The organism is Streptomyces puniciscabiei (assembly GCF_006715785.1).
Taxonomy (GTDB): Bacteria; Actinomycetota; Actinomycetes; order Streptomycetales; family Streptomycetaceae; genus Streptomyces; species Streptomyces puniciscabiei.
Genome location: NZ_VFNX01000003.1, coordinates 1 through 24275 on the forward strand (window position 1 = coordinate 1; position 24275 = coordinate 24275).

The 24275-nt window shown below is 73.5% G+C and carries 28 protein-coding genes and 1 pseudogene; 15 read left to right on the forward strand and 14 right to left on the reverse strand.

Annotated features, from left to right (window positions below):
• The coding region (locus FB563_RS35765; protein ID WP_208766331.1) for an NPCBM/NEW2 domain-containing protein at positions 1-849 on the forward strand (849 nt) is incomplete at its 5' end.
• A 33-nt stretch (positions 850-882) separates the two neighbouring features.
• Here the strand turns inward: FB563_RS35765 and FB563_RS35770 are convergent.
• Both FB563_RS35770 and FB563_RS35775 read right to left on the reverse strand, forming a co-directional pair.
• The gene (locus tag FB563_RS35770; RefSeq protein ID WP_055705601.1) at positions 883-1134 is read right to left on the reverse strand and encodes a hypothetical protein; all 252 of its coding nucleotides are present in this window, start codon (positions 1132-1134) and stop codon (positions 883-885) included.
• Between the two features lie 29 nt (positions 1135-1163).
• A complete protein-coding gene (locus FB563_RS35775) occupies positions 1164-2261 on the reverse strand; it encodes a cation diffusion facilitator family transporter (protein WP_055705602.1) in 1098 nt (365 codons plus the stop codon).
• Positions 2262-2352: 91 nt separating this feature from the next.
• Here FB563_RS35775 and FB563_RS35780 point away from each other — a divergent pair, with 91 nt between their 5' ends.
• Positions 2353-2709 (forward strand): ArsR/SmtB family transcription factor, encoded by a 357-nt coding sequence (locus tag FB563_RS35780; protein ID WP_055705603.1) that lies wholly within the window; start codon positions 2353-2355, stop codon positions 2707-2709.
• A gap of 35 nt (positions 2710-2744) precedes the next feature.
• Here the strand turns inward: FB563_RS35780 and FB563_RS35785 are convergent, their stop codons facing one another.
• From FB563_RS35785 to FB563_RS35795, 3 genes are all read right to left on the reverse strand, one after another.
• Positions 2745-3572, reverse strand: a complete 828-nt coding sequence (locus FB563_RS35785; protein WP_055705604.1) for a ZIP family metal transporter — start codon at positions 3570-3572, stop codon at positions 2745-2747.
• Between the two features lie 191 nt (positions 3573-3763).
• Positions 3764-4270, reverse strand: coding sequence for an inorganic diphosphatase (locus FB563_RS35790; RefSeq protein ID WP_055705605.1), 507 nt, complete (start codon positions 4268-4270; stop codon positions 3764-3766).
• 198 nt (positions 4271-4468) lie between these two features.
• The gene (locus FB563_RS35795; protein ID WP_055705606.1) at positions 4469-5689 is read right to left on the reverse strand and encodes an MFS transporter; all 1221 of its coding nucleotides are present in this window, start codon (positions 5687-5689) and stop codon (positions 4469-4471) included.
• Between the two features lie 130 nt (positions 5690-5819).
• Between FB563_RS35795 and FB563_RS35800 the strand changes: the two genes are divergently transcribed.
• The 6 genes from FB563_RS35800 to FB563_RS35825 all read left to right on the forward strand — a co-directional run bounded on the left by FB563_RS35800 (position 5820) and on the right by FB563_RS35825 (position 9771).
• Positions 5820-6515 (forward strand): class I SAM-dependent methyltransferase, encoded by a 696-nt coding sequence (locus tag FB563_RS35800; RefSeq protein ID WP_055705607.1) that lies wholly within the window; start codon positions 5820-5822, stop codon positions 6513-6515.
• Positions 6516-6595: 80 nt separating this feature from the next.
• Positions 6596-6907: a PadR family transcriptional regulator gene (locus FB563_RS35805; RefSeq protein ID WP_142219171.1), complete on the forward strand. Its 312-nt coding sequence runs from the start codon at positions 6596-6598 to the stop codon at positions 6905-6907.
• Complete coding sequence (locus FB563_RS35810) at positions 6904-7668, forward strand: hypothetical protein (protein WP_055705685.1); 765 nt, start codon at positions 6904-6906, stop codon at positions 7666-7668. Before FB563_RS35805 ends, FB563_RS35810 begins: the two co-directional genes overlap by 4 nt.
• 4 nt (positions 7669-7672) lie before the next feature.
• Positions 7673-8179, forward strand: a complete 507-nt coding sequence (locus FB563_RS35815; RefSeq protein WP_055705686.1) for an NUDIX hydrolase — start codon at positions 7673-7675, stop codon at positions 8177-8179.
• Positions 8180-8289: 110 nt separating this feature from the next.
• Positions 8290-9117 carry an alpha/beta fold hydrolase gene (locus tag FB563_RS35820; RefSeq protein ID WP_055705722.1) on the forward strand — a complete coding sequence of 276 codons (828 nt, stop codon included), beginning with the start codon at positions 8290-8292 and terminating at the stop codon, positions 9115-9117.
• A gap of 3 nt (positions 9118-9120) precedes the next feature.
• Positions 9121-9771, forward strand: a complete 651-nt coding sequence (locus tag FB563_RS35825) for a GNAT family N-acetyltransferase (RefSeq protein ID WP_055705687.1) — start codon at positions 9121-9123, stop codon at positions 9769-9771.
• A 146-nt stretch (positions 9772-9917) separates the two neighbouring features.
• On the opposite strand, the gene FB563_RS35830 is transcribed toward FB563_RS35825, so the two are convergent.
• The gene (locus FB563_RS35830) at positions 9918-10505 is read right to left on the reverse strand and encodes a histidine phosphatase family protein (RefSeq protein WP_055705723.1); all 588 of its coding nucleotides are present in this window, start codon (positions 10503-10505) and stop codon (positions 9918-9920) included.
• A gap of 110 nt (positions 10506-10615) precedes the next feature.
• Here FB563_RS35830 and FB563_RS35835 point away from each other — a divergent pair, with 110 nt between their 5' ends.
• Positions 10616-10963, forward strand: coding sequence for a tetratricopeptide repeat protein (locus FB563_RS35835; protein ID WP_055705724.1), 348 nt, complete (start codon positions 10616-10618; stop codon positions 10961-10963).
• 53 nt (positions 10964-11016) lie between these two features.
• On the opposite strand, the gene FB563_RS43615 is transcribed toward FB563_RS35835, so the two are convergent.
• Positions 11017-11160, reverse strand: a complete 144-nt coding sequence (locus tag FB563_RS43615; protein WP_159045493.1) for a hypothetical protein — start codon at positions 11158-11160, stop codon at positions 11017-11019.
• Between the two features lie 202 nt (positions 11161-11362).
• Positions 11363-11729 (reverse strand): annotated as a pseudogene (locus FB563_RS35840) (BlaI/MecI/CopY family transcriptional regulator).
• Positions 11730-11912: 183 nt separating this feature from the next.
• Between FB563_RS35840 and FB563_RS35845 the strand changes: the two are divergent.
• Positions 11913-12557, forward strand: a complete 645-nt coding sequence (locus FB563_RS35845) for a peptide deformylase (protein WP_055705688.1) — start codon at positions 11913-11915, stop codon at positions 12555-12557.
• A gap of 34 nt (positions 12558-12591) precedes the next feature.
• On the opposite strand, the gene FB563_RS35850 is transcribed toward FB563_RS35845, so the two are convergent.
• Positions 12592-14031, reverse strand: coding sequence for a dihydrolipoyl dehydrogenase family protein (locus FB563_RS35850; RefSeq protein ID WP_055705725.1), 1440 nt, complete (start codon positions 14029-14031; stop codon positions 12592-12594).
• A gap of 141 nt (positions 14032-14172) precedes the next feature.
• Here FB563_RS35850 and trxA point away from each other — a divergent pair, with 141 nt between their 5' ends.
• A complete protein-coding gene (gene trxA, locus FB563_RS35855) occupies positions 14173-14556 on the forward strand; it encodes a thioredoxin (protein WP_055705689.1) in 384 nt (127 codons plus the stop codon).
• A 188-nt stretch (positions 14557-14744) separates the two neighbouring features.
• Here trxA and FB563_RS35865 read toward each other — a convergent pair whose 3' ends face one another.
• Both FB563_RS35865 and FB563_RS35870 read right to left on the reverse strand, forming a co-directional pair.
• Entirely contained in the window at positions 14745-16181 is a 1437-nt protein-coding gene (locus FB563_RS35865) for a benzaldehyde dehydrogenase (RefSeq protein WP_055705690.1), read from the reverse strand.
• Between the two features lie 170 nt (positions 16182-16351).
• On the reverse strand, positions 16352-17353 hold the full coding sequence (locus FB563_RS35870) for a LacI family DNA-binding transcriptional regulator (RefSeq protein WP_055705691.1): 1002 nt from the start codon (positions 17351-17353) through the stop codon (positions 16352-16354).
• Positions 17354-17526: 173 nt separating this feature from the next.
• On the opposite strand from FB563_RS35870, the gene FB563_RS35875 reads away from it, so the two are divergent.
• Positions 17527-18189: a TetR/AcrR family transcriptional regulator gene (locus FB563_RS35875; protein WP_055705692.1), complete on the forward strand. Its 663-nt coding sequence runs from the start codon at positions 17527-17529 to the stop codon at positions 18187-18189.
• Positions 18190-18206: 17 nt separating this feature from the next.
• Positions 18207-19352 (forward strand): FAD-dependent oxidoreductase, encoded by a 1146-nt coding sequence (locus FB563_RS35880; protein WP_055705693.1) that lies wholly within the window; start codon positions 18207-18209, stop codon positions 19350-19352.
• A 575-nt stretch (positions 19353-19927) separates the two neighbouring features.
• On the opposite strand, the gene FB563_RS35885 is transcribed toward FB563_RS35880, so the two are convergent.
• On the reverse strand, positions 19928-20608 hold the full coding sequence (locus tag FB563_RS35885) for a TetR/AcrR family transcriptional regulator (protein WP_199832786.1): 681 nt from the start codon (positions 20606-20608) through the stop codon (positions 19928-19930).
• Positions 20609-20708: 100 nt separating this feature from the next.
• On the opposite strand from FB563_RS35885, the gene FB563_RS35890 reads away from it, so the two are divergent.
• Together FB563_RS35890 and FB563_RS35895 are read left to right on the forward strand one after the other, a co-directional pair.
• Entirely contained in the window at positions 20709-21293 is a 585-nt protein-coding gene (locus tag FB563_RS35890) for an NAD(P)H-dependent oxidoreductase (protein WP_055705695.1), read from the forward strand.
• Positions 21294-21464: 171 nt separating this feature from the next.
• On the forward strand, positions 21465-22886 hold the full coding sequence (locus FB563_RS35895; protein ID WP_055705696.1) for an amidase: 1422 nt from the start codon (positions 21465-21467) through the stop codon (positions 22884-22886).
• A gap of 111 nt (positions 22887-22997) precedes the next feature.
• Here the strand turns inward: FB563_RS35895 and FB563_RS35900 are convergent, their stop codons facing one another.
• Together FB563_RS35900 and FB563_RS35905 are read right to left on the reverse strand one after the other, a co-directional pair.
• Entirely contained in the window at positions 22998-23426 is a 429-nt protein-coding gene (locus tag FB563_RS35900) for a hypothetical protein (protein WP_055705697.1), read from the reverse strand.
• Between the two features lie 64 nt (positions 23427-23490).
• Positions 23491-24162, reverse strand: a complete 672-nt coding sequence (locus FB563_RS35905; protein ID WP_055705698.1) for a helix-turn-helix transcriptional regulator — start codon at positions 24160-24162, stop codon at positions 23491-23493.
• Positions 24163-24275: the final 113 nt, after the last annotated feature.

Below are 24275 nucleotides of genomic sequence, written 5' to 3' on the forward strand. Positions count from 1 at the left end.
TCCCTGCGTGTCGCGCAGAACGACAGCCCCCGCTACGACCACCGCACGTACGCGATGCCGAAGCGTCCGGGAGCGGACGTCACCCTGGACGTGCCGGACTCCGCTCGATCGGCACAGGCCTTCACGGCCGAGGCGACGGTGCGGGTGCCGAAGGACCGACCGGCCGCCTCCCGGCTGACGGCATCGCTCGCCGCGCCCGACGGCTGGAGCGTGAGTGCCACGAGCCCCACCTCGGTCAAGCGCGTGCACCCCGGCGGCTCGGCCACCTTCACCTGGAAGGTCCAGCCGCCGGCCGGGAAACTGCCCTCCGCGTCGGCACTCACCGCCACCGTGCACTACGTGCAGAACGGACGGCAGGCCGTCGGCGCTGACGAGCGCGTCGTCGGCGGGATCCCACCGGCTCCGCCGGCCGGGAGGAACGCGGTGAGCGACCTGCCGTTCCTGTCGTCCACCAACGGGTGGGGGCCGGTCGAGCGCGACACCAGCGTCGGCGAGCAGGCGGCCGGGGACGGCCGTCCGATCAGCATCGCCGGAGTCCGTCACGCCAAGGGCCTGGGCACCAACTCGGTCAGCGACGTCGAGCTCTACCTCGCCGGAAAGTGCTCGCGGTTCACGGCGGACGTCGGTGTGGACGACGAGACGGGTGGGGCGGGAACGGTGACGTTCTCCGTGATCGCCGACGGCAAGACCCTCGTCACCACGCCGACGCTGCGCGGCGGACAGGCCGCGCAGCCGATCGACGTCGATGTCAGCGGCGCCCAGGTGATCGACCTCAAGGTCGGTGACGCCGGCGACGGCAACGGAAACGACCACGGCGACTGGGCGATGCCGACGCTGACGTGCGGCTAGACGCTCGCTTGGACAGAGGGTGGCCCACCTCTGTCACGGTGCCTGGCGACGGCGGCCGCTCCCGCCGTCGTCGTCCGGCTCGTCCCTGGTGCGTTCGGTGGCCTCGACGCCTTCGAGTGGGTTGCCCGCCGTCGTACCGTGCTCGGGCAGGTAGCCCTCCTCGGCGCTCGCCGTACCCGGCACGGATCGCTCCCGGGCCTGGCTCTCGGCGCCCGAGTGCGCCCCGGGCTCGTCGCTGCGCGCCCGGTCGTAGCGGTCCTCTCCGTGGTCCTTCTGGTCGGTCATGTCCGCCCTGGTGATCGACGTGCGGGGCGTCAGCGGGTGGCGTGATGGCTGAGGGCCGCGTGCGGATCGCCGCTGCCGGGCGTGGGGTGCGGGTCGGTGTGCACGGTGGCGGCAGTCAGCCGGGGCACCGCATGGATCAGGGCGTGTTCGGCTTCGACAGCGATGGCGTGGGCCCGGGCGACGCTCAGCCGCGGGTCGACGACGATGTCGGTCTCGGCGCGCAGGCAGTGGCCGATCCAGCGCATCCGCACCGAGCCGACGTGTTCGACGCCCTCGACGGTGTGCAGGGCCCGCTCCGCGCGGTCGATCAGGGCGGGGTCGACGGAGTCCATCAGGCGCCGGCAGACCTCGCGGGCGGCGTCCTTGAGCACCATGAGGATCGCGGCGGTGATCAGCAGCCCGACGGCCGGGTCGGCCCAGCGCAGGCCGAGGGCGGCGCCGCCGGCGCCGAGCAGGACGGCGAGGGAGGTGAAGCCGTCGGTGCGGGCGTGCAGGCCATCGGCGACCAGCGCGGCCGAGCCGATCCTGCGGCCGGTGCGGATGCGGTAGCGGGCCACCCATTCGTTGCCGGCGAACCCGGCCAGCGCGGCGAGGGCGACGGCCCACAGATGGCTGACGTCGCGAGGGTGCAGCAGACGGTCGACGGCCTCGTGGGCGGCCAGCGCGGAGGAGGCGGCGATGGTCAGCACGACGGCGATGCCGGCCAGGTCCTCGGCGCGACCGTATCCGTAGGTGTAGCGGCGGTTGGCCGCCCGCCGCCCGAGCAGGAACGCGATGCCGAGAGGCACGGCGGTGAGCGCGTCGGCCGCGTTGTGGATGGTGTCGCCCAGCAGCGCGACCGACCCCGATACGGCCACGATCACCGCCTGCACGACGGTGGTCGCCCCCAGGGCGGTGAGCGACAGCCACAGCGTGCGCATCCCCTCGCGGGAGGTCTCCATCGCCGGGTCCACCTTGTCCAGCGCCTCGTGGCTGTGCGGAGTGACCAGGTGAGCGAGCCGGTGCCGGACTTCCGACCACCGCCCGCCTCCGCGGCTTTGATCATGATCATGCCCGTGACCATGACCGTGTCCGTGGCCGCCGTGGTGGTGCCCGTGCGGCTCATGGGTGTGCGTCTGCTCGTTCACGGTGCACCTTTCACGGACGGCGGGCTGGCCGAAGGTGGACGTCGGTGGACGTCGGTGGACGTCGGTACTGCGCTCCCCCCATTATGTGCACATGAACGCACGCATGCATCTGTCAGGTGCGCACCCCTCGCAACAGGCGGACGACGGCGAACGCCTCGCGGTCGCCGTGGAGGTGCTCGGCCTGCTCGCCGACCGCACCCGGCTGGCGCTGCTGCGGCGGCTCGGCGAGGGCGAGGCCGACGTCACGACGCTGACGCAGGCGACCGACGCCGCGCGGACGTCGGTCAGCCAGCATCTGGCCCGGCTGCGTCTGGCCGGGCTCGTGACCACCCGGAAGGAGGGGCGCCGGGTCGTGTACGCCCTGCGGCACGGACATCTGCGCCGCCTGGTCGACGAGGCGCTGAACATCGCCGACCACCAGATCGGCCACCTGCCGCCGCACGACTGACGCCCCGCCGCGAGGGGCCCGTCGGCCGGAGACGCTCAGGCTCCGGCGGCGGTGACCACTGCGTCCGTGGCGAAGCCGAGGAGCAGACCGAGGAGGACGCACCAGGTGGTGAGCGTCTTCAGCTGGGCCTTGCGGGCCACGGCGAGCAGTTCGATCACGACGTACAGGATGGAGCCGGCGGCCAGGCCGAGGAAGGCGATGGAGAGAGTGTCGTTCACGAGGTGCTGGCCGACGAGGGTGCCGAGGAAGGTGGGTCCGCCGCCGATCAGACCGAGCCGGAAGAGGGTGGGCCAGGTGGGGCGTTCGCCCTCGGCGGCGAGCGGCGCGACGATGCCGAAGCCCTCGGTGGCGTTGTGCAGGCCGAAGCCGATGATGAGCAGCACGGCGAGGGAGAGTTCGCCCTTGGCGGCCGAGTTGCCGATGGCCAGGCCCTCGGCGAAGTTGTGCAGGCCGATGCCGGTCGCGATCATCAGGGCGAGGGAGGCCGCCTGGCTGCGGGGGGCCGGCGCCAGCTCCGTCGCCGCGGCGGCGCCGGGACCGGCGGGACGCTCGGCGGCTGCCCGGCGGCGGGCGGTCCAGGCGTCGTAGTACACCAGCCCGGCGAGTCCGACGGTGAGTCCGGCCGCGAGGACCAGTCCCCCGGAGGCGACCGTCGCCCACTGGTGGTCGCTCAGCGCCGCGTCGACCGGTTCCCAGGCGTGGGTGAGGACGTCCCAGACGAGGAAGACCAGGATGCCGATGGCGACGGCGTTCAGCCCGGCCTTCAGGCGGGGCGTCGGGGTGCGCAGCCGGCCGAGCGGAAGGCCGAGGTAGATGGTGAAGCCCGCGATGGCGCCGAGCAGGGCGATGTTGCCGCTGGACATGGGGAGAACTCCGGGTCGTGCTCAGGTGGCGACCCGGTGGGGGCGGGCTGCCTGGGGACCAGCTCAGCATAGGTTAGGTGTGCCTTACCTAAGGGTCCCCTGTGCGGCGCTTGGCTGAATCTTGACGGACCCGTTGCCGGGCGGTGTCCCGGCCACCCGGCCGTACCCGGTCCTCCGTACCCGGTCCTCCTTCACTCGAGGCATCCCGTGAGCCGCTCGTAGGCGTGATGGGCGGTGCTGATCAGGTGTTCGGCCTCGGCACGGCTGCCGCAGTCGGTGACCTCGCCCGCGTCCAGGTGCTGCAGGCGGGCCAGCACGGCGGCCCAGGCGTCGCCCTCGGCATGCCAGCGGGGCAGGTCGCCGGTGTCGACGAGGCCGATGAAGGAAGGGTCCTCGGCCACGCACAGCAGCACGGGGGCGGCGGGCACGGCCTGGTTCACGAGGCGATGCAGGACGCCCAGCGGCCATGCGGGCACGGTGGCGCCGGCCAGGGCTGGTTCGGGCATCAGTACCAGGGCGTCCAGGGGCGACCCGTCGGCGTCGAGGGTGTCCGGGATCCGTCCGTGTCCGACCGGCCAGCCCGTCGAGGTGAGGCGGCCGGAGGCGCCGTCCTCGGACGTCCGGATGGTGGAGGAAGCGGTGGCGTCGATGTCGACGGTGATCCGGGGCATGACCCTGACCTCCTCGGACGTGAGCATGGTCAGCGGGTAGAGGCCATCGGCACCGTGTCGGTGCGGCCGGCGGCGCGCCCCGTCGCCGGATACCAGCAGTCTCCTGCCGGACGACCGCGGCGGCAACCAACCGGGGCCGTGGGCGGCAGGTGCTCCGACGGCAGAGCAACGGTGCACCGCCCCGCTGCCTCGGCATTCGCATCCCGCCCGCGGGCGGCCCTTGTGTCAGCGGCCGTCGGCCCAGGTGACCAGCAGCAACACCACGGACAGGGCCTGGATCGCGACCACCACCGTGATCAGCGCGGGGATCGAGTAGCCGTACAGCCCGCCGGTCAGCGCGCCGCCGGCCAGGCTCGCCGCGCCGACGACGCCCGCGAAGAGTCCGTACGCGGTCGCCCGCCGCCCGCTGGGCACCAGGTCCGCGACCGTCGCGCGCAGGGTCGACTCCTGGATGCCCATGGCCGCGCCCCACACGAGGGACCCGAGCACCGCGACGGCGACCGTGTCGGTGAACGCCAGCGCCACCACGCCCGCCGCGAGGACGGGCAGGGCGATCAGCACGCGGGGGCCGAGCCGGTCGTACAGCCAGCCGGTGGCCAGCGCGGCGACCGCGTCCACGGCCATCGCCGCCGCGTACAGCACCGGCACCCACGCGGTGGACAGCAGATGGCGCTGGACGAGGTGGTAGGAGAGCACGCCGAAGGTGGCGAAGCCGGTCGTGGTGGCCGCGGTGAAGGCGGCGTAGGTCCAGAACGCCCTCGGCAGCCGCCCCTCCCGCCCGGCCGGTGTCCTGGGCGCCGCGGCCGTCATCTCGCGCTCGTAGGCCTCCGGGTCCGGCACCCGGGCCCGCAGCCGGAACAGCAGCAGGAGTACGGCGATGCCGGGGACGGCGAGCACACCGAGCGCGGGGCCGTAGTCGTTCCCGGTCAGCGCGAGCACGCCCGCCACCAGCAGCGGGCCGACCAGGGCGCCGATCTGGTCCATCGCCTCGTGGACGGCGAAGCCGCGGCCCCGCCCGGTGGCGGCGGTGGCATGCGACAACAGCGTGTCCTTCGCCGGTGAGCGCACCGCCTTGCCGACCCGCTCGGCGATCACCAGCACGCACGCGGCCCACAGCACCCCGGCCACGCCCAGCAGCGGGACCGAGGCGACCGTCAGGGCGTATCCGGCGATCGCCAGTCCCCAGAAGCGGCGGGTCCGGTCGGCCATCGGCCCGGACACCAGCCGCAAGCCCAGCGCCGCGGCCTCACCGGCGCCGGTGACCACTCCGACGACGAGGGCGGACGCGCCCAGCGAGGCCAGCAGCGGGCCGGTGATCGAACGGGCGCCCTCGTAGACGACATCGGCGAGCAGGCTGACCGTGCCGAACCAGACCACGAACCGCCACGGCCCCATCCGGACCGACGGCTGATCCGCCCCCCGCTCTCCGGACACCGGCTGATTCATCCCCACAGCGCCTCCGCGTTCACGGACGTGACGAGCCCTGCCGCCGTGCCACCGCTGCTTCCCAGCCACCATGCGGCGCGTCGCCGTCGCTGGGCACCCTACCGCCCAGGGACGTTGCGAGAATGCCCGGATGACAGCCGGGACCGCGTACCACGGTGAGATGGGCGAACAGTTCGCGTCGCAGGCCACGGACAGCACGTACCACGCGCATACGGACCGGCCGGCCATGCTGAGGCTCGCCGGTGAGGTGACCGGACTCCGGGTCCTGGACCTCGGGTGTGGGGCCGGCCACTACCTCGCGGAATTCCTGGACCGGGGAGCCGCTCAGGTCGTGGGCGTGGACGGGAGCGAGACCCTCCTGCACCGCGCGCGGGAGCGGATCGGGGCCGATGCCGTCCTGCACCGTCACGACCTGGAGGAGCCGGCGGCCTTTCTGGCGGACCAGTCGTTCGACCTGGTCGTCATGGCACTCGTGTACCACCACATCGACGCGCGCCCACAACTCCTCGCCGAGATCCGGCGCGTCCTGCGGCCGGGCGGCACCCTGCCCGTGTCCACGACCCATCCCACCGGCGACTGGGGCTACTTCGGCGGCTCCTACTTCGCTCACGAACGCGTGGAACTGCCTTTCGGCGACGGTTTCGCCCTGAGCTACTGGCGGATGACGCTGGAGCAGTTCCTCGGTGAGCTCTTGGCGGCCGGGTTCGTCCTGGAGGCTCTGGAGGAGCCGCGCGCGCAGGAGTCTGCACGGCAGGCCGATCCGCGTCGCTACGAGAAGACCCACCGCCGGCCGCACTTCCTGGCCCTCAGGCTCCGTCGCCCCTAGAGGCGGTCACGGTACGCGTCTCGTACTACGTGACAAGTAGTATCGCGGTTCGTAGTATGCAGACCGGAGGAAGGAGGCTCATGCACAGCAACGACGCCCAGATGCTCGTGCTCACCGTCCTCGCGGACGGCCCGCGGCACGGATACGCCATCAACACCGCGATCGAAGAACTCACCGGCCGCAGACTCGGCCCCGGCAGCCTCTACGGCGCGCTGTCCCGCCTGGAGGGACGCGGGCTGATCCAGCCCGCGGACGAGGCGCCCGAGACCCGGGAACGCCACCGCACCATGCGCATCACCGACCCGGGCCGCGACCAACTGCGCGCCGAGCTCGAACAGTTGGCCCGCATCTCCGCCGCCGGCCTGCGCGCGCTCGGCATCACCCCGGCATGAACGCGGCCACGCTCCTGACCCGGCTCTACCCACCCGCCGTACGCGAGCGATGGGGCGAGGACATCCACCACGAGGTGTCCGCAGCCGGCATCCGCTGCTGGCCCGACACCCTCGCCGGAGCCGCACGGCTGTGGCTCCACCCCGGCGACTGGCCCGAGACGTCCAGCGGACAGACCCGCCGCGTGCTGACCGTCGCCCTGTTCGCGCTCACCGCCGCCACCGCGCTGCTGCTGCGCTCGGCCGAACCCTCCACCACCCTCACAGCCGACATCCACCACCCCCCGACCAGCCTCTGGCCCGTCCCGCTCCTGCTGGGCATCGCCCTCGCAGCGCCGCTCCCACCGCTGAGCGGCTCAGCACTCCGCGGCCTGACCGCCGCAGCGGTCCGCACCCTGGCCGCCCCGACCGCCGCGGTCGTCGCCCTGTGCCTGACGGCCTGGAGCGGCATCACCGAACACCTCACCGGCTTCGCCGACGCCGCCGCGGTCACCTCCTACTGGCTCACGCTCGGGTTCCTCGCACTCCGCCTGTGCATCCTCGTCGCCCGCATCTCCCGCACCGCCCACCTGCCCAGCACACGCCGGCTGTCCACGGCCCTCCTGTGCATCGGCACCGGACTGACGCTCGCGGCGAGCCAGAACCTCCTCGCCGCCCTCCACACCGCCGTCAGCCCCGGCTCCCTGGCCGAGAGCACGGCACTGGGCCTCCTGGCCGCCACGGCCCTCAGCGCCGGCCGGGATCTACGACGGAACAGGGCGTAGCTCCATGGCCCTGACCAAGCGGTGGACTTCCCGGGTTCTCCTCGTGGACGACGACGATCGTCTGCTGCTGCTGTGCGGCCGCGATCCGCGCAGGCCCGGAGCGAGATGGTGGTTCACCGTGGGTGGCGCCGTGGAGGAGGGCGAGAACTACCTCCAGGCCGCGGTGCGTGAGGTCTGGGAGGAGACGGCGCTGTCCCTGTCCACGGGACGGTTGAGCCCCGTCGTCTGGACCCGGCAGGCGATCTTCGGAGTCGACGGCCGAGTCTTCGACCAGTACGAGGAATACCGTCTCGCCCGCGTCACACCGGACGAGGCTCGCGCGATCAACATCCGGACGGAGGAGGCCCGTTACGGGCATCACTGGTGGTCCACGGCCGAACTGGCCATCACCGCGGAGACCGTACGGCCGAAGAGGATGGCAGATCTGCTGCCCGATGCCCTGGCCGTCGGCGCCCTCGACCGACAGCCCGTGCACCTGGGCGATTTCAACGAAGACACCGATCCGGAATAACGCGTACGGAGAGTTGACCTTGCCCCCAGGGGCAAGGTCTACGCTGCCATGGGCTGACGCTGGAACAGCTCGTATGCCGACCTGCCGATCATGGAGTCAGTGTGCCTGACCTGAACGCCACAGCCCTGCGTGGCGCCACCCTCCACTACGACGATCTCGGGCCCTCGACCGGGCTGCCGGTCCTGCTGATCCACGGGCACCCCTTCGACCGCACCCTGTGGGCGCCCCAGGCCGAGGCGCTGATCGCAGCCGGATACCGGGTCATCACCCCTGACCTGCGCGGGTACGGCCGCAGCAGCGTCACCCCCGGCAAGGTCCTCCTCTCCGACTTCGCCGACGACCTCGCCGCGCTCCTCGACCACCTGGGCATCGGGCGAGCGGTGGTCGGCGGTGTGTCCATGGGCGGTCAGATCGCCATGGAGTTCCAGCGCCGTCACCCGCGGCGGGTGCACGCCCTCGTCCTGTCCGACACCTCCGCCCCCGCCGAAACCGATGAGGGCCGGGAGTTCCGCAACCGGCTGGCCGACCGGCTCCTCGCCGAGGGGATGGACGGCTACGCGGGCGAGGTGATCGACAAGATGCTCGCCCCGTACAACGTCACCGCGATGCCGGACGTCGCCGAGCGAGTCCTCGGCATGATGCGCGCCACCGACCCCCGCGGCGCGGCGGCGGCGCTGCGCGGGCGGGCCGAACGCCCCGACTACCGGGACACGTTGGCCGCCGTACGGGGACCGGTGCTGATCCTGGTCGGGGCGGACGACGTCTACACGCCGGTCGCGGACGCCGAGGCCATCCACCGTCTCGTCCCCCATGCCACCCTGGTCGTCATCGAGAAGGCGGGTCATCTGCCCGGCGCCGAGCAGCCCGGGGCCTTCAACTCCGCCCTGCTGGACTTCCTCGCCGCACAACTCGCCCAGCACACCGGCACGGAGGGATGACCAGTGGGTTTCACGCTCGAGGGCCCGGTTCTCGAGGGGTCGCTGGTGCGCCTGGAGCCCCTGGACCAGCGCCATGCCGCGGACCTGGCGGTGGCGGCCGAGGAGGACCGGGCTCCGTATGCGTTCACCTGGGTGCCGCGGGCGGCCGAGGTCGAGGGGTACATCGACATGCAGCTCGCTCGTGCCGCCGCCGGGAAGCTGGCTCCGTACGCGCAGGTGGAGACGTCGTCGGGGCGGGCCGTGGGTGCCACCGCCTACTGGGATCCGCGCCCCTGGCCAGGCGGTGACGGTCTCGGCGCGATCGAGGTCGGTTTCACCTGGCTGGCGGCCTCGGCCCAGGGCACGGGGCTGAACACCGAGGCCAAGTTCCTGCTGTTCCGGCACGCCTTCGACAACTGGGGTGTCGCGCGCGTCGACTTGAAGACGGACGCGCGCAACGGCCGCTCACGGGCGGCGATCGAGAAAGTGGGGGCACGGTTCGAGGGAGTGCTGCGGAACTGGTCCCGGTCGTGGGCACCGGGTGAGGACGGCCTGCTCCGTGATTCCGCGATGTTCTCGATCACCGCGGAGGAGTGGCCCGGCTGCCGTACGAAGCTGGAACAGCGACTTGCCCGGATCCGGGCCGCCACCACGGCACCGGTGTCCCGACACTGACGGCATCACCTCGTCCTGAGGCGGGCTGCCCGCTGAACCGTCCCGCCGGAGCTCCACCGTCGCGGTGGCCCGTGGGTCACGGAGGCGGGATCCACGGGCCGGCACCCGGGCGGCGAGTTCGGCCTGGGGATCGAACTCAAGTGACGTCAGGGGACGTTCCAGGCGGAGATGCACGGCTGCCCGTCCTCAGTCGCCAGGAAACCGAGCGTGCCCGGATGCGGATGGCCGAGCAGCCGGGCGGCGGACGCGTCGAGGCCGAGCCAGCGCACGGCGAGCACGCGCGCCAGATGGCCGTGGGCGACGACCGCGACATCGCCGTCGTCGAGCAGCGGCCGGATCCGGTCCAGCACCGCGTCCGTGCGCGCGGCCACCTGCGAAAGCTGCTCGCCGGGATGGTCGGCGTCACCGGGCACGACGCCGTCCCGCCACAGCTCCCAGCCGGGCCTCACCTCCCGGATCTGTTCCGCGGTCAGGCCCTCGTAGCCGCCGTAGTCCCATTCCAGCAGGTCGGGATCCGGCTTGACTCCGGTCAGGCCCGCCAGCTCGGCGGTCCGCATGGCCCGGCCCAGCGGACTGCTGAGGACGGCGACCGGACGGCGTCGGGCCAGCCTGGCAGCGAGCGCCCTGGCCGCGGCCTCACCGGCGGCGGTCAGCGGCACGTCGGTACGCCCGGCGTGCCGGCCCGACAGGCTCCATTCGGTCTGGCCGTGCCTGATCACTGTCAACTCCCCCATGATCGGCACGGTAGCGCATGATCGGGACCTGTCACCGGCAAAAGTTAGTGGAATATTGAACAAGTGCGTTCCGTTGTGGCCACCGAAGGAGGTCACGAGTGGAGACGCAGGTGGAGACCACGTACTACGACCACGGCACCCCCGCCGAGCGCTGGGACCGAGCGCAGCGGTTCTTCGACGCCAAGGACTACGCGGGCGCGGCACGGGTGCTGACCGGGCTGGTCGAGGAGGTGCCGGAGCAGACCGGACCCCGGCTGCTGCTCGCCCGCGCCTACTACCACTCGGCCCAACTGAGCCGCGCCGAGGCGGAATTGAGGCGCATCGTCGAGCGTGACCCGGTGGAGCAGTACGCCCGGCTGATGCTGGGCCGCACCCTCCAGCGGCAGGCCCGGCAGGAGGAGGCGGAGCGGCACCTGCGGATCGCCTCGGCGCTCGCCGGGGGCTTCCCGCAGGAGTGAGCCACGGGGCGAGGGCCCGGTTCCCGGCAGGGGGGCCGGGCCCTCGGCATGTCTCATGCGGACGGCCGTACCGTGCGGTGGACCACGCGGTGCACGAAGAAGCAGGTGATCCGCCAGTCGGGCGGGACAGGGGCGGCCGCCTCGCAGGCGCGGCGGTGTTCGATCCGGGCCAGCTCGGCGGTCGGGCGAACCGGCACCAGCCGACGCAGTGGGGGCCGTCGTCCACAAGGGCCGCGTGTGTCCTGCCCTCGCGGACCCGCGCCTCCTTGTCCGTCCGGTTCTGCTCGGGCGTCCTGGTGCGGCCCACGCCCTCCGCGTGGAACGCCCTGCACCATCAGCCGCCCCGGGCCCCGTCGTGCTCCGCCACCAGCCGGGCGAAGCCGGGCCAGGTGTCCGGGATCAGGGACCGTACGGAGAACGACGTCTTCCTCTCCTCGATGTCGGAGCGTCGAGCAGGGCGCGCGGCACCCGTTCGTCGTCGGGCGGCAGGGCGGTGACGAAGCCGGCGAGAACCGCCTCACGGTCCCGCCCGCCGTCCAGCAGGCGGCGCAATGCGCAGGGTGGCGAGGCGGCCCACGTCGGCGGTCGGCGTCCACGGGAAGGAGCGGCCCCGGCGTGCACGGGCGACGACCTCCTTGGCCGGCAGCCGGGTCAGGACGGTGACGACGGTAGTGGGGGCGAGCTCCCCGCCGAGGCGCTGCGGCACCCAGGCCGCGGTGACCGGGCCGTCCGCCTAGTGCAGCGCGCCGAGGACCCGGCCCTCCAGCTCGCCCTGGCCGCGCCGTCGGGCGCGGCCGCCCTCCCGCGGCGCGTCCCGTTCTCCCTCTCGTGCAGCTCTGTTCGTCTCCTGGGCGCCGGAGCCGGCGCCGGCCTGTGGGAACACTCTGCTTCACGGCGTCATGGCCAGGATGCGCCCGTCGGCGGCCGGGCGGCATGGCATGCTGACGCGATGGCCCCTCTCCGTGATCACGCACCGCTCGCCGAGCGGGTCGAGGAACTCCTCGCCGCCGGCGGCCCCTTGCCCATCGTCGCCGCCGGGCAGCCGGTGCTGCGGCGCGGTACCGAGCCGTACGACGGTCAGCTCGGTCCCGCCCTGCTGGCCCGCTTCGTCGAGGCCCTGCGCGTCACCATGCACGCCGCGCCCGGGGTGGGCCTCGCCGCCCCACAGGTCGGCGTGGCGCTCAGGATCGCGGTCATCGAGGATCCGGCGCCGGTGCCCGAGGAGGTCGCCGTGGCCCGGGGCCGGGTGCCGCAGCCGTTCCGGGTCCTGGTCAACCCGGTGTACGAGCCGGCCGGCACCGCTCGTGCCGCGTTCTACGAGGGCTGCCTGAGCGTGCCGGGCTGGCAGGCGGTGGTGGCCCGGCACGCCGAGGTGCGGCTGCGCGCCGAGGACGAGCAGGGGCGCGCGGTGGACGAGGTGTGCACCGGGTGGCCCGCCCGGATCGTCCAGCACGAGACGGACCACCTGGACGGCACCCTCTATCTGGACCGCGCCGAACTGCGCTCGCTGTCCACGAACGAGGCGGTCGCCGCCCTGTGGAACCGGCCGACACCGGAGGCGGCGGCGGAGGCGCTCGGCTTCGAACTGCCGTAACGTCCTTCCACCGTCAACTTCCTTCCGCCGTCGGTCATTTGTCGCGGTAGACCTCCAGCAGCCGCAGCCACACCTCGCTCAGCGTCGGGTACGACGGGACGGCGTGCCACAGGCGGCCGACCGGGACGCGGCCGGCGACGGCGACGGTCGCCGAGTGGATGAGCTCGCCGACGCCGGGGCCGACGAAGGTGACGCCGCGCAGGATCTCGTCCTCGAGGTCGACCACCATGCGGGCGCGGCCCTTGTAGCCGTCGCCGTACAGGCCCGCGCCCGCGACGGCGGAGAACTCGACGTCGACGGCGCGGACGCGGTGGCCGGCCTGTTCGGCCTCGGCGAGGGAGAGGCCGACCGCGGCGGCCTCGGGGTCGGTGAACACCACCTGGGGTACGGCGTGGTGGTCGGCGGTGGCCACGTGCGCGCCCCAGGACTCGGCCAGCAGCGGGTCGCCGGCCGCGCGGGCGGCGATGGCGGCGCCCGCGATGCGGGCCTGGTACTTGCCCTGGTGAGTGAGGAGGGCCCGGTGGTTGACGTCACCGACCGCGTACAGCCAGTCGGTGCCGGTGACCCGGAGGGTGTCGTCGACGTCCAGCCAGGATCCGGGTTCCAGGCCGACGGTGTCGAGGCCGATGTCGTCGGTGTGCGGGACGCGGCCGGTGGCGAAGAGGATCTCGTCGGCCTCGACCCGGTCGCCGGCGGCGGTGACGGCCACGACCGTGCCGTTCTCGCGGGTGACGGACTCCACGGAGGTGCCGGTGCGGACGTCGGCGCCCGCCTGGGTGAGCGCCTCGGCGACCAGTTCCCCGGCGAACGGCTCCATCCGGTTCAGCAGGCCCTTGCCGCGCACCAGCAGGGTGACCCGGGAGCCGAGGGCCTGCCAGGCGGTGGCCATCTCGGTGGCGACGACACCGCCGCCGACGACGATCAGCCGGCCGGGGGCGGCCTCGGCGCTGGTGGCCTCGCGGCTGGTCCAGGGCTTCACTTCGGCGAGGCCGGGCAGGTCGGGCAGCTGGGCACGGGTGCCGGTGGCGACGGCGACGGCGTGCCGGGCGGTGAGAGTGGTGACAGTGCCGTCGGGGGCGGTCACGGTGACCGTGCGTGGGCCGGCGAGACGCCCGTGGCCGCGGTACAGATCGGCGCCGATGCCGTCCAGCCAGCCGACCTGGCCGTCGTCCTTCCAGTGGGAGGTGTACTCGTCCCGGCGGGCGAGGACGGCCGGGGTGTCGAGCGGGCCCTGGACCGCCCGGTCGAGGCCGGGCAGCCGGCGGGCGTCCGCCTGGGCGATGACCGGCCGCAGCAGGGCCTTGCTGGGCATGCACGCCCAGTACGAGCACTCGCCGCCGACCAGTTCGCTCTCCACGACCGCGGTGGTGAGACCTGCCGCGCGGGTGCGGTCGGCGACGTTCTCCCCCACGGGACCCGCCCCGAGCACCACGACGTCGTACGCGATGGATTCCGTTTCCCTCGTTTCCGTCATGAGGTCAGTCTGGTGGGTGGTGTGCGCGACGGCCACATGGGTACGCGCGCCGAACACAGACGTGCGCGTGTGGAATAGGCGGTCCGGCGGCCGTGTTTCCGCCGTCGGCACACCCCCACCCCAGGAAGAGGGACTCACGCCATGAGCAGCACCGTGGAGCTGACCAAGGACAACTTCGACCAGACGGTCACCGACAACGACTTCGTGCTGATCGACTTCTGGGCCGCCTGGTGCGGGCCGTGCCGCCAGTTCGCACCCGTGTACGAGAAGGCCGCCGTGGACAACCCGGACCTGGTGTTCGCCAAGGTGGACACCGAGGCCCAGCCGGAGCTGGCCCAGGCCTTCGGCATCCAGTCGATCCCGACGCTGATGATCGTCCGCGACAAGGTCGCCGTCTACGCCCAGCCGGGCGCCCTGCCCGAGCCCGCCCTGGCGGACCTCATCGGTCAGGCCCGGAAGCTGGACATGGACGAGGTCCGCAAGAGCATCGCGGCCCAGGAGGCCCAGGGCGGCGCGGGCCAGTAGTCCCGGGAAGGGCCGAGGTCCTGTCGTCAAACTCCCGTCGTCGCCCGGAGGGCGGCCCTGCGGCGTCAGGTGCGTGCTCTCGGCGTGCCGGGCGCTGACCCTCGTACTGGATGTACTTGGGTCTGCGCCCGGTGCGGCGAGAGTGCGTGCATGGCGTCGCGGGGCAGACGGGAGTTTGACGACAGGGCCTAGAACGGGTACGGCGCCACGTCGCCGCGTACGGTCGTCCAGCGCAGCGCGGTGAAGGCGTCCAGGTTGGCCTCACCGCCGAAGCGGGCGCCCGTCCCGGACGCGGCGACGCCGCCGAACGGGGCCACCGCCTCGTCGTTCACGGTCTGGTCGTTGACGTGCACGATGCCGGTCGGAATCCGCTCGGCCAGGTCCAGGGCGCGGGCGGTGTCCCGGGTGACGATGCCGAGGGAGAGGCCGTACGGGCTGTCCGCGGCGAGTGCCGCCGCCTCGTCGGCACTGGTGAAGGAGCGGACCGGCGCGACCGGGCCGAAGACCTCCTCGGTGTAGGCCGGGGTGTCGTCGGCCGCGTCGGCCAGCACGGTCGGCCGGTAGAAGAGCTGTTCGTGGGTGCCGCCCGCGGCGAGTTTCGCGCCGCGGGCGGTGCTGGTGCGCACCAGGCCGTCGATCTTGGCGAGCTGTCCCGCGTCGATGACCGGCCCGAGGTGCACCTGCTCGCGGTGGGGGTCGCCGACCGTCAGCGAGTCGGCCTTGGCGGCGAGCCGTTCGACGTACTCGTCGTAGAGCGAGGCGTGCACGAGATGGCGGCCGGTCGTCATGCAGATCTGGCCCTGGTGGAAGAACGAGCCCCAGGCCGCCGTGGAGATCACGGCGTCGAGGTCGGCGTCGTCGAGCACGATCAGGGCCGAGTTGCCGCCGAGTTCGAGGTGGGCCCGCTTCAGATGACGGCCGGCCGCCTCGCCGACGGCGCGGCCCGCCGCGGTGGAGCCGGTGAAGGAGATGACGGGGACGAGCGGGTCCTCCACCAGCGCCCGGCCCGTCTCCGCGCCACCGGGCAGCACGTGCAGCAGGTCCTCGGGCAGGCCGGCTCGCGCGAAGACGGCGGCGAGGGCGAGGCCGCCGCAGACGGCGGTGCGCGGATCCGGCTTGAGGACCACGGCGTTGCCGAGCGCGAGGGCCGGCGCGACGGAGCGGATGGACAGGATCAGCGGCGCGTTGAACGGGGAGATCACGCCCACCACCCCGACCGGGACCCGGCGGGTGTACGACAGCCGGGGGGCCTCGCTGGGCAGCACCTGCCCGGTCGGACGGGAGGCGAGGGCGGCGGCCTCGTAGCACTCCTGGGCGGCCACATGCAGCTCGAAGTCCGCCTTGCCCGGGATGGAGCCGGACTCGCGCACCAGCCAGTCGCGCAGTTCCTCGGCATGCTCGGTGAACAGGTCGCCCGCTCTGCGCAGCACCTGGGCGCGCTGGACGTGCGGTGCGCTGGCCCAGTCGCCCTGGGCGGCACGTGCGGCGCGTGCGGCGTCACCCACGTCCCCGGGCGCGGCGAGGGTGACGGTGCCGAGCGCGTCACCGGTGGCGGGCTCGGTGACGGTGTGGGCGGGTCCGGCAGGACGGCGGTCCTGCCAGGTCTTCGGGTCGAGCAGCGGCATACGGCTCTCCGATCGATCGCCGGGCGGTGAGGAACTCCCCCTGACACTAATTGGTTGAGCGCGAAACTACATCGTGGTGACGCCGCTCCGGAACCCCGTCACCACCAGGAGGTGTACCCCGCCGGCGTCACCTGCGCCACCTGCGCTCCGGCCCGCGCGGATGCCCGCCGTCAGGTGGACTCACGCTGGACCACCGAGGCGCCCAGGACCTTGTGCACCTCCGGCTCGGCGCCGGGGTCGCGGACGGCCCGGTCGACCAGTTCGGCCAGGTCGCGGCCCGAGGGCAGTTCGATGTGCACCGTGCTCAGGCGGGGCCGCAGCAGCCGGCCGAGCATCAGGTCGTCGGCGCCGATCACGGCCACGTCGTCGGGGATGCGCACACCCGCGTCCTGCAGGGCGCGCATCAGGAGCATCGCGTACTCGTCGTTGTAGGCGAACACCGCGTCCAGCCCCGACTCGCGCCAGCGGGCGGCCAGTTGGGCGGCCGATTCCTCCGTGTACGCGAGCGGCAGCCGCGTGACGACGGCGTCCGTGCCCTGCAGCGCCCGTCGGACACCGGCGAGCCGGGGCCGGGAGTACGCCTCCAGGCCGGACTCCTCGGGCACCACGACACCGATCCGTCGTCGCCCCCGGGCGTGCAGATGGGCACCCGCGCACTCACCGACGGCGGCGTGGTCCATGAGCAGGGCATGCGCGCCGTCGACCCGTTCGGGGCCGAGGGTGAGCACGGCCCGGGCACCGGAGCGCTTGAGGACGCCGACGCCCTGCGGCCCGAGTTCCGCACCCGGCACCAGGACGGCGACCGGCCGCAACTCCGCCCAGGCGCGGGCGGCTTCGTCACCCTGGAGGCCGACGCTGCCGTACTGCACGACGGTGTAGTCGAGCCGGCCGAGCCCCCACTGCAGCTCGTTGAGGAACCCGCTGTAGAGCGGGCCCACCGGGATCGCCGGGGCGGGCATGAGGACCATACGGCTGTGTCCGGCGCGCAGGCTGCGGGCGGCGGCGTGCGGGACGTACCCCAGTTCCCGCGCGGCCTCGCGCACGCGGCGGCGCGTCGGTTCGCTGATCCGTACGGCGCTGGTGTTGTTGAGGACGTAGGACACGGTCGCGCGCGAGACGCCCGCCAGGCGGGCCACATCGGCACTCGTGGGCGTGTTCGGTATCTGCACCATGACAGACCGCATCTTGGCAGAGGGGCGGGGGCCGGGAAGAGGCGGGGCAGCGTGGTTCACCGTTCGACGGAATCCGCCGCCGGAGCAGTCGCCGGAGCACCCGGAGCAGTCGGCTGTGCGAACGCGTTCGTGACGAACTTGTTCGCTACGAACACGTTCGTTACGCTGGCGGCATGACCGCTTCTCCCCGCTCCCGCCGCGAGCGCCCCGCCAAGCCCGCCCTGACCCGGGAGGGCATCGTCGCCGCCGCCGTCGCGATCCTGCGCGCGGAAGGGCTGCGGAAGGTGACCATGCGGCGGCTGGCACAGGAACTCGACACCGGCCCGGCCTCGCTGTACGTCTACGTCCGCAACACCGACGAACTGCACGCGGCCGTCCTGGACGAGCTGCTCGGCGGGCTCGCCCCGGCCCCGGCCGAGGGCACCTGGCGGGAGCGGCTGGAGCAGGTGCTCACCGGCTACACCGCGATGCTCCTGGAGCATCCGAGCCTGGCCCGCTCGGCGCTCACGGCGTGGCCGAGCGGGCCGCACTATCTGCGGCTCATCGAGACCCTGCTGGGCCTGCTCCAGTCGGGCGGGGTGCCCCGCGCACAGGCCGCGTGGGGCGTCGACCTGCTGCTGCAGCACGCCGCCGCGACCGCCGCCGAGCACGCCGGGGAGGACACCCCGGGCGGCTTGCAGGCTCTGGCCCACGCCCTGCGCGAGGCACCGTCCGGCACCCATCCGCACATCGCCGCGAGCGCCGAGGCACTGCTCTCCGGCGCCCCCGAGGCCCGCCTGTCCTGGGCCTTCCAGACCCTGATCAACGGCATCGAGCGCACCGCCGTACCCGACTGACCCGCCAGGAGGCCCCCATGACCACCAGCCACCCCCACCACCCGATCGCCGTCGTCGGCGCGGGCCTCGGCGGGCTCGCGCTCGCCCGTGTGCTGCACGTGCACGGCATCGAGGCAGCCCTCCTCGACCTGGACCCCGCGCCGACCGCCCGGACCCAGGGCGGCATGCTCGACATCCACGACGACTCCGGGCAGGAGGCGCTGCGGGCGGCCGGGCTGCACGAGGAGTTCCTGAAGCGCGTCCATCCCGGGGGCCAGGCCCTGCGCGTCCTGGACCGGCACGCCACCGTCCGGCTCGCCGAGGACGACGACGGCTCCGGCGGGCGGCCCGAGATCGACCGCGGCGACCTGCGCGAGCTGCTGCTCGGCTCCCTGCCCGAGGGCACGATCCACTGGGGCGCCAAGGTCACCGGCGCGCGCCCGCTGGGCCACGGCCGGCACGAGGTCGCGCTCGCGGACGGCACCATCTTCACGACGGACCTGCTCGTCGGCGCGGACGGCGCCTGGTCCCGGATCCGCCCGCTCCTCACCGCCGCCCGGCCCGCCTACACGGGCGTGTCCTTCGTCGAGGCCGACCTGCTCGACGCGGATCTGCGGCATCCGGCGAGCGCGGCGGTCGTCGGCGGCGGGATGCTCTTCGCTCTCGACGCGGGCCGCGGATTCCTCGCGCACCGCGAGACCGACGGCAGTCTGCACGTGTACGCGGCCGTCGAGGCACCGGAGGACTGGCTGGACGGCATCGACTTCGGCGACACCGAAGCGGCGAAGGCGGCGGTGCTGAAGGAGTTCGACGGCTTCGACGAGAGCCTGCGGGCCCTCGTCGCCGACGCGGACGGGGCGCTGGTGCCCCGGCGGATCCACGCGCTGCCGGTCGGCCACCGCTGGGACCGGGTGCCCGGGGTCACCCTGCTCGGCGACGCGGCCCATCTGATGTCGCCGTTCGCGGGCGAGGGCGCCAATCTGGCCCTCCTCGACGGCGCCGAACTGGGCCTCGCCGTGACCGCGCACCCCGGCGACACCGAGGCCGCGCTGGCCGCCTACGAGGACCGGATGTTCCGGCGCGCGGAGGCGTCCGCGGCGGAGTCCGCGCACAGCGCCGCCCTGCTGTTCCGCGCGGACGCGCCCCAGGGGCTGCTCGACATGTTCGGCGGCCGGGACGGCTGACGGACGCGGAGCAGGGCTCCGACCGGCAGGAGCACGGGGTGGCGACCGAACCGCGGCCCAGCGGGAAGCCCCGTGCGAATCGCCGCGCCGCAGTACGGCACGGCGGCCACGCCGATCGGACCACGCGCCCAGCAGACCGACCGCGCCCGGATCCCCGCGGGGCGGCCGCGTGACGGGTCTGGGCCGAGGCTGGTTGAACCCATGAGGGGCGTAGGCCCCCGCTCGGCCGGGCGGCCGGATGGGTCGACGCTCAGCCGGCCGAGCCTGCGAACGGGCTCGGCCGGTACCACGACAAGGCGGCCGCATGACGGATCCCTGCCCGGCGCAACGAGCGAGCGCCCCGGGGTGGTCGATGGCCGGCAACAAAAAGGGACCCGCGGGGCATCGGCCACCGGCGCAACGCCTGAGCGGCCTGGCAGGCCTCGATCACCCGCCCAACGCGCGAGTGGCCCGGCCGGCTTCGATCGGATGCGACGCATCACTGACCCGCAGGCTTCGACCACCCACGCAACACCCGGGCAAGGCCACACGCGCCGAGCCCTGCACCGAGCCCCCTGACGATCGCCGACCCGAGCTCAGCGGGGCGGTCTCGTGCCGGTGACCCGGGCGACCAGGTCGATCCAGCCGGCCTCCAGCCGCTCCATGGGCATCCCGCACTGCCTGGTCTGGTGGTGGATCAGGGCCGGGTCGAGCGAGTTGAGCAGGGTCTGGGACAGCAGTTCGCAGTCGGCGTCCGGCACGATCTGCCGCAGCAGCATCGTGACGTGGGTGCGCAGCGCGGTGACCGCAGGGTGGGAGAACCGGCGGGTCGGCTCCGTCTGGGCGCCCAGGAACAGGTCGAGCTGCTCGACCCTGCGGTACAGCACCGCCACGCCGAACGCCCGCAGACGCTCCAGGGGCAGCGCTCCTGGCCCCAGCGGCGGGGGCCCGCCCAGGAAGTCGGCCTGCAGCTTCCGGTCCGAGTGGTCGAGCAGGGACATCAGCAGTCCCGTCCGGTCGCCGAAGCGGCGGAAGACCGTCCCCTTGCCCACCTGGGCCGCCGCCGCGACCGCTTCCATGGTCACCCCGGCCACTCCGTGCTCCGCGATCAGCCGCGCGGCGGCCTCCAGCAGCCGGGCCCGGTTGCGCGCCGCGTCGGCCCGCAGGGAAGGCTCCTCGGGCCCCATGCCGACCTCGAGCAACTGAGGGGCGTCGAGGGGTTCTTGAGGCGGCGGGAAGGGCGGCAGGGCGCTGGACATGAAGACAGCGTAAAGCATCGGGAACAAAACTGGACCAGGGTCCGGTTAGAGTCGTACAACATAACCGGACCTCGGTCCGGATCGTAACGGCGATGTTTCAGCCTCCTTGGAGTTCCCCATGTCGGTTCGCATCCTCGCGCTCGTCGGCAGCCTTCGTGCCGGTTCGGCCAACCGCCAGCTCGCCGAGGCCGCCGCCAAGCTCGCTCCGGCGGGAGCCGAGGTCGTGGTCCACGAGGGCCTGGCCGACGTCCCCTTCTACAACGAGGACATCGACGTCGAGGGCAGCGTCCCGGCCGCCGCCGCCGAGCTGCGCGAGGCCGCGCGGGCCGCCGACGCCTTCCTGCTCTTCTCCCCCGAGTACAACGGCACCATCCCGGCCGTCCTGAAGAACGCCATCGACTGGCTGTCCCGCCCGTACCGCGCCGGCGCCTTCGGTGACAAGCCGGTCGCCGTGATCGGCACCGCCTTCGGCCAGTACGGCGGCGTCTGGGCGCAGGACGAGGCCCGCAAGGCCGTGGGCATCGCCGGCGGCAGGGTGATCGAGGACATCAAGCTGTCCATCCCGGGCTCCCTGACCCGCTTCGCCGAGACCCACCCGGTCGACGACGCCGAGGTCGCCGCCCAGCTGACCGAGGTCGTCGCCCGGCTGAGCGAGTTCGTCGCCCGGCCGCACGGCGACGCTGGCGAGGCCGCGGCCGCCTGAGCCGTACGTCGAGCGTGCCCGGGGGCGACGTGACCCCGCCCGGCCCCGGAACCGGGGAGCCCCGCGCTCCCATCGCGTGACCGGCATCCGGGCGAAACCCGTACGGCAGCCCGATCGTGACGTTACCGTTCGGTAGACACAGGTCCCGGAGTCTCCCGGAGGTGCCCGCCCATGACGCACGATCGTTCCGCCGGACTCGTGGAGACGTGGAGTGCGCTCGCCGACGGGGAGGTGACCTCCCGTGCGCTGGTGGAGCGGGCGCTGGCCCGGATCGAGGCCGGCCAGGGCACGTTGAACGCCTTCCGGGTCGTGCGGGCCGAGGCCGCGCTCGCCGAAGCGGACGCCGCCGACCGGGAGTTGGCCACCGGGGCGCGGCGTCCGCTGCTCGGGGTGCCGGTGGCGGTGAAGGACGACATGGACGTGGCCGGGGAGCCGACCGCGTTCGGCTGCCCCGGCGAGTTCCCCGCGGCCGCCGAGGACGGCGAGGCGGTACGGCGGCTGCGCGCGGCCGGCGCCGTGATCGTCGGCAAGACCAACACCTGCGAGCTGGGGCAGTGGCCGTTCACCGAGGGGCCCGCGTTCGGGGACACCCGCAATCCCTGGCACCCCGGGCACACGCCCGGGGGTTCGTCCGGGGGCTCGGCCGCCGCCGTCGCGGCCGGGCTCGTCCCCGCGGCGCTCGGCTCCGACGGCGCCGGCTCGGTGCGCATTCCGGCGGCCTGGACCGGTCTGGTCGGCATCAAGCCGCAGCGGGGCCGTGTCTCCACCTGGCCGCGCGGTGAGGCCTTCCAGGGCATCACGGTCAACGGCACCCTCGCCCGGACGGTCGCGGACGCGGCCCTGCTGCTGGACGCGGCGAGCGGCAACCACGACCGCGACCCGCACCGGCCGCCCGCGCTGACAGTGGCGGACGCGGTCGGCCGCGACCCGGGCCGGCTGCGCATCGCCCTGTCCCTGAAGCCGCCGTTCACCGCCGTACCGGCCCGGCTGCACCCGGAGATCCGCGCCCGGGTCGTCGAACTCGCCGGGAAGCTCGCCGAGCTGGGGCACGACGTGGAGGAGGCCGACCCGCCGTACGGGCAGATCGGGCTGACCTTCGTGCCACGCGCCACCGCCGGTATCGCCGAGTACGTCCGCGAGGTGCCCGACCCGGCACTGCTCGATCCGCGCACCAGGGACGCGGCCCGGCTCGGCCGGCTGCTCGGCGGGGCCCCGCTCCGGGCGGCCCGGCGTGCGGAGGCGGTGCTGCACCGGCGGATCGGCCGGTTCTTCGCGTCGTACGACGTGATCCTCGCGCCCACGACGGCCGCTCCCCCGCCCCGGATCGGCGCCTTCTCCCGGCTCGGCGGGCTGGCCACCGACCGGGCGATGATCGCCGCCTGCCCGTACGCCTGGCCGTGGAACGTGCTGGGCTGGCCGGGTGTGAACGTGCCCGCCGGGTTCACCGGGGACGGTCTCCCGGTCGGCGCCCAGCTGCTCGGCCCGGCCAACAGCGAACCGCTGCTGGTTTCCGTCGCCGCCCAGCTGGAGGCGGAGCTGCGCTGGCACGACCGGTGGCCGCCGGAGCCCGCCTCGGCGACACGCGCCGCCTGACGGCCGTGTCGCAGGGACCGTGCGGCCACGGACGACGACGCGTCGATGGCCGGGCTCTCGTGGGGCGGGTGACGCGCCCGGTTGCGCCCCCGGGCCGGCGGCCTCACGCCGTCACACCGTGAGCAGGCCGATTCCCAGGGCGATCAGCGCGAGGACCTTCAGGAGCTCCAGCCCCACGTACCAGAAGTGGCTGCGGGAGCGGGGCACTTCCTCACCGGCGAGGATCCGGTCGGAACGGCGGTTGAGGCAGGGCCGGACGGCGGCCAGCTGGGCGAGGAGCAGTACGGCGACGACCGCGGTCAGCGCCGTGATCCGGGCCGGGGCACCGCCCACGGCGATCGCGGCGATGACGACGACGGCCAGCACCGCCTCCACGGTGTTCAGCGCGCGGAAGACCAGCCGGCCTATGCCCAGGCCGACCGGGATGGTCACGCCCGGTGCACGGAACTTCAGCGGCGCCTCCAGAAAGGAGATCGCCAGCACCATGCCGAGCCAGACGAAGGTGACCGCGCTCGCGGTGGCGGCGGACGTGACGTTCATGCGCGGGGCCTTTCTCCGCCGGGGGCGGCGGTGCGGTACGTGAAGGAGGGGGCAGCAACCTCGGCTATGCGGCCCGGGCCGCGGCCAAGTGGGCCACGCAGGAGTCGGGTTCGGCGAAGGGCTCCAGGCCGGTGGCGGTCAGCGGGGCGTCCAGCCGGGCCAACGCGCCCTGCATCAGGCCCAGATGGAGCGGACACACCAACGTGCCGTGCTCCTCGGCCAGTTCCAGGAAGGGACAGTGCCGCAGCCGGATCCGGCGGGGCGGCCCCCCGGGGTCGTCCGCTCCCTCCGCCTGTGGGGCGAAGCCCAATTCGTCCAGCAGAGCGAGAAGTGCGGCCACCGAGCCGTCTGCCGTCGATGCCTCGGAGGAGGGCGGCGGCTTGACGAGGTGGCCGCCCCAGGCCTGGCCCGTCCGCAGGGCCTCCTCCCGCGCCGCCGCCGGGTCGGCGGACGCCCACCGGCTGAGCAGGATGCGCGCGAGCAGCCGGTAGTCACGCACGCCGCCGCGGTCCATGCCGGGACGCGCGGTGTAGACGGTGCGGGGCCGGCCCGGTCCCGGGGACGGTTCGGCGCGGCGCTCCACCAGGCCCTGGGCCACCAGGGTGTCCAGATGGAACCGCACGGTGTTCGGGTGGACGCCCATCCGCTCGGCCGTCTCCGCGACGCCGAGCGGCGACGGTGCGGCGCGCAGGACGTCCAGCACCTCTCGGCGGCGCGGGCTCTCCCGCGTGGTCATCGGCGAACACCTACTCCCACCTGCGCCGATTTTTCACGAAGCCTACATGTAGTAATTGTAGGGTGGGCAGGGGGGCCGGCAGCGGGTACCTGTCCTCAGGGAAACGGAAGAGT

What these genes read in the sequence shown, in the direction of transcription:
- FB563_RS35770 (WP_055705601.1), bottom strand. Translation starts at nt 1,134, where the DNA reads ATGACCGACCAGAAGGACCACGGAGAGGACCGCTACGACCGGGCGCGC.
- FB563_RS35780 (WP_055705603.1), top strand. Translation starts at nt 2,353, where the DNA reads ATGAACGCACGCATGCATCTGTCAGGTGCGCACCCCTCGCAACAGGCG.
- FB563_RS35785 (WP_055705604.1), bottom strand. Translation starts at nt 3,572, where the DNA reads ATGTCCAGCGGCAACATCGCCCTGCTCGGCGCCATCGCGGGCTTCACC.
- FB563_RS35790 (WP_055705605.1), bottom strand. Translation starts at nt 4,270, where the DNA reads ATGCTCACGTCCGAGGAGGTCAGGGTCATGCCCCGGATCACCGTCGAC.
- FB563_RS35795 (WP_055705606.1), bottom strand. Translation starts at nt 5,689, where the DNA reads ATGAATCAGCCGGTGTCCGGAGAGCGGGGGGCGGATCAGCCGTCGGTC.
- FB563_RS35800 (WP_055705607.1), top strand. Translation starts at nt 5,820, where the DNA reads ATGACAGCCGGGACCGCGTACCACGGTGAGATGGGCGAACAGTTCGCG.
- FB563_RS35805 (WP_142219171.1), top strand. Translation starts at nt 6,596, where the DNA reads ATGCACAGCAACGACGCCCAGATGCTCGTGCTCACCGTCCTCGCGGAC.
- FB563_RS35810 (WP_055705685.1), top strand. Translation starts at nt 6,904, where the DNA reads ATGAACGCGGCCACGCTCCTGACCCGGCTCTACCCACCCGCCGTACGC.
- FB563_RS35815 (WP_055705686.1), top strand. Translation starts at nt 7,673, where the DNA reads ATGGCCCTGACCAAGCGGTGGACTTCCCGGGTTCTCCTCGTGGACGAC.
- FB563_RS35830 (WP_055705723.1), bottom strand. Translation starts at nt 10,505, where the DNA reads ATGGGGGAGTTGACAGTGATCAGGCACGGCCAGACCGAATGGAGCCTG.
- FB563_RS35845 (WP_055705688.1), top strand. Translation starts at nt 11,913, where the DNA reads ATGGCCCCTCTCCGTGATCACGCACCGCTCGCCGAGCGGGTCGAGGAA.
- FB563_RS35850 (WP_055705725.1), bottom strand. Translation starts at nt 14,031, where the DNA reads ATGACGGAAACGAGGGAAACGGAATCCATCGCGTACGACGTCGTGGTG.
- trxA (WP_055705689.1), top strand. Translation starts at nt 14,173, where the DNA reads ATGAGCAGCACCGTGGAGCTGACCAAGGACAACTTCGACCAGACGGTC.
- FB563_RS35865 (WP_055705690.1), bottom strand. Translation starts at nt 16,181, where the DNA reads ATGCCGCTGCTCGACCCGAAGACCTGGCAGGACCGCCGTCCTGCCGGA.
- FB563_RS35870 (WP_055705691.1), bottom strand. Translation starts at nt 17,353, where the DNA reads ATGGTGCAGATACCGAACACGCCCACGAGTGCCGATGTGGCCCGCCTG.
- FB563_RS35875 (WP_055705692.1), top strand. Translation starts at nt 17,527, where the DNA reads ATGACCGCTTCTCCCCGCTCCCGCCGCGAGCGCCCCGCCAAGCCCGCC.
- FB563_RS35880 (WP_055705693.1), top strand. Translation starts at nt 18,207, where the DNA reads ATGACCACCAGCCACCCCCACCACCCGATCGCCGTCGTCGGCGCGGGC.
- FB563_RS35885 (WP_199832786.1), bottom strand. Translation starts at nt 20,608, where the DNA reads ATGCTTTACGCTGTCTTCATGTCCAGCGCCCTGCCGCCCTTCCCGCCG.
- FB563_RS35890 (WP_055705695.1), top strand. Translation starts at nt 20,709, where the DNA reads ATGTCGGTTCGCATCCTCGCGCTCGTCGGCAGCCTTCGTGCCGGTTCG.
- FB563_RS35895 (WP_055705696.1), top strand. Translation starts at nt 21,465, where the DNA reads ATGACGCACGATCGTTCCGCCGGACTCGTGGAGACGTGGAGTGCGCTC.
- FB563_RS35900 (WP_055705697.1), bottom strand. Translation starts at nt 23,426, where the DNA reads ATGAACGTCACGTCCGCCGCCACCGCGAGCGCGGTCACCTTCGTCTGG.
- FB563_RS35905 (WP_055705698.1), bottom strand. Translation starts at nt 24,162, where the DNA reads ATGACCACGCGGGAGAGCCCGCGCCGCCGAGAGGTGCTGGACGTCCTG.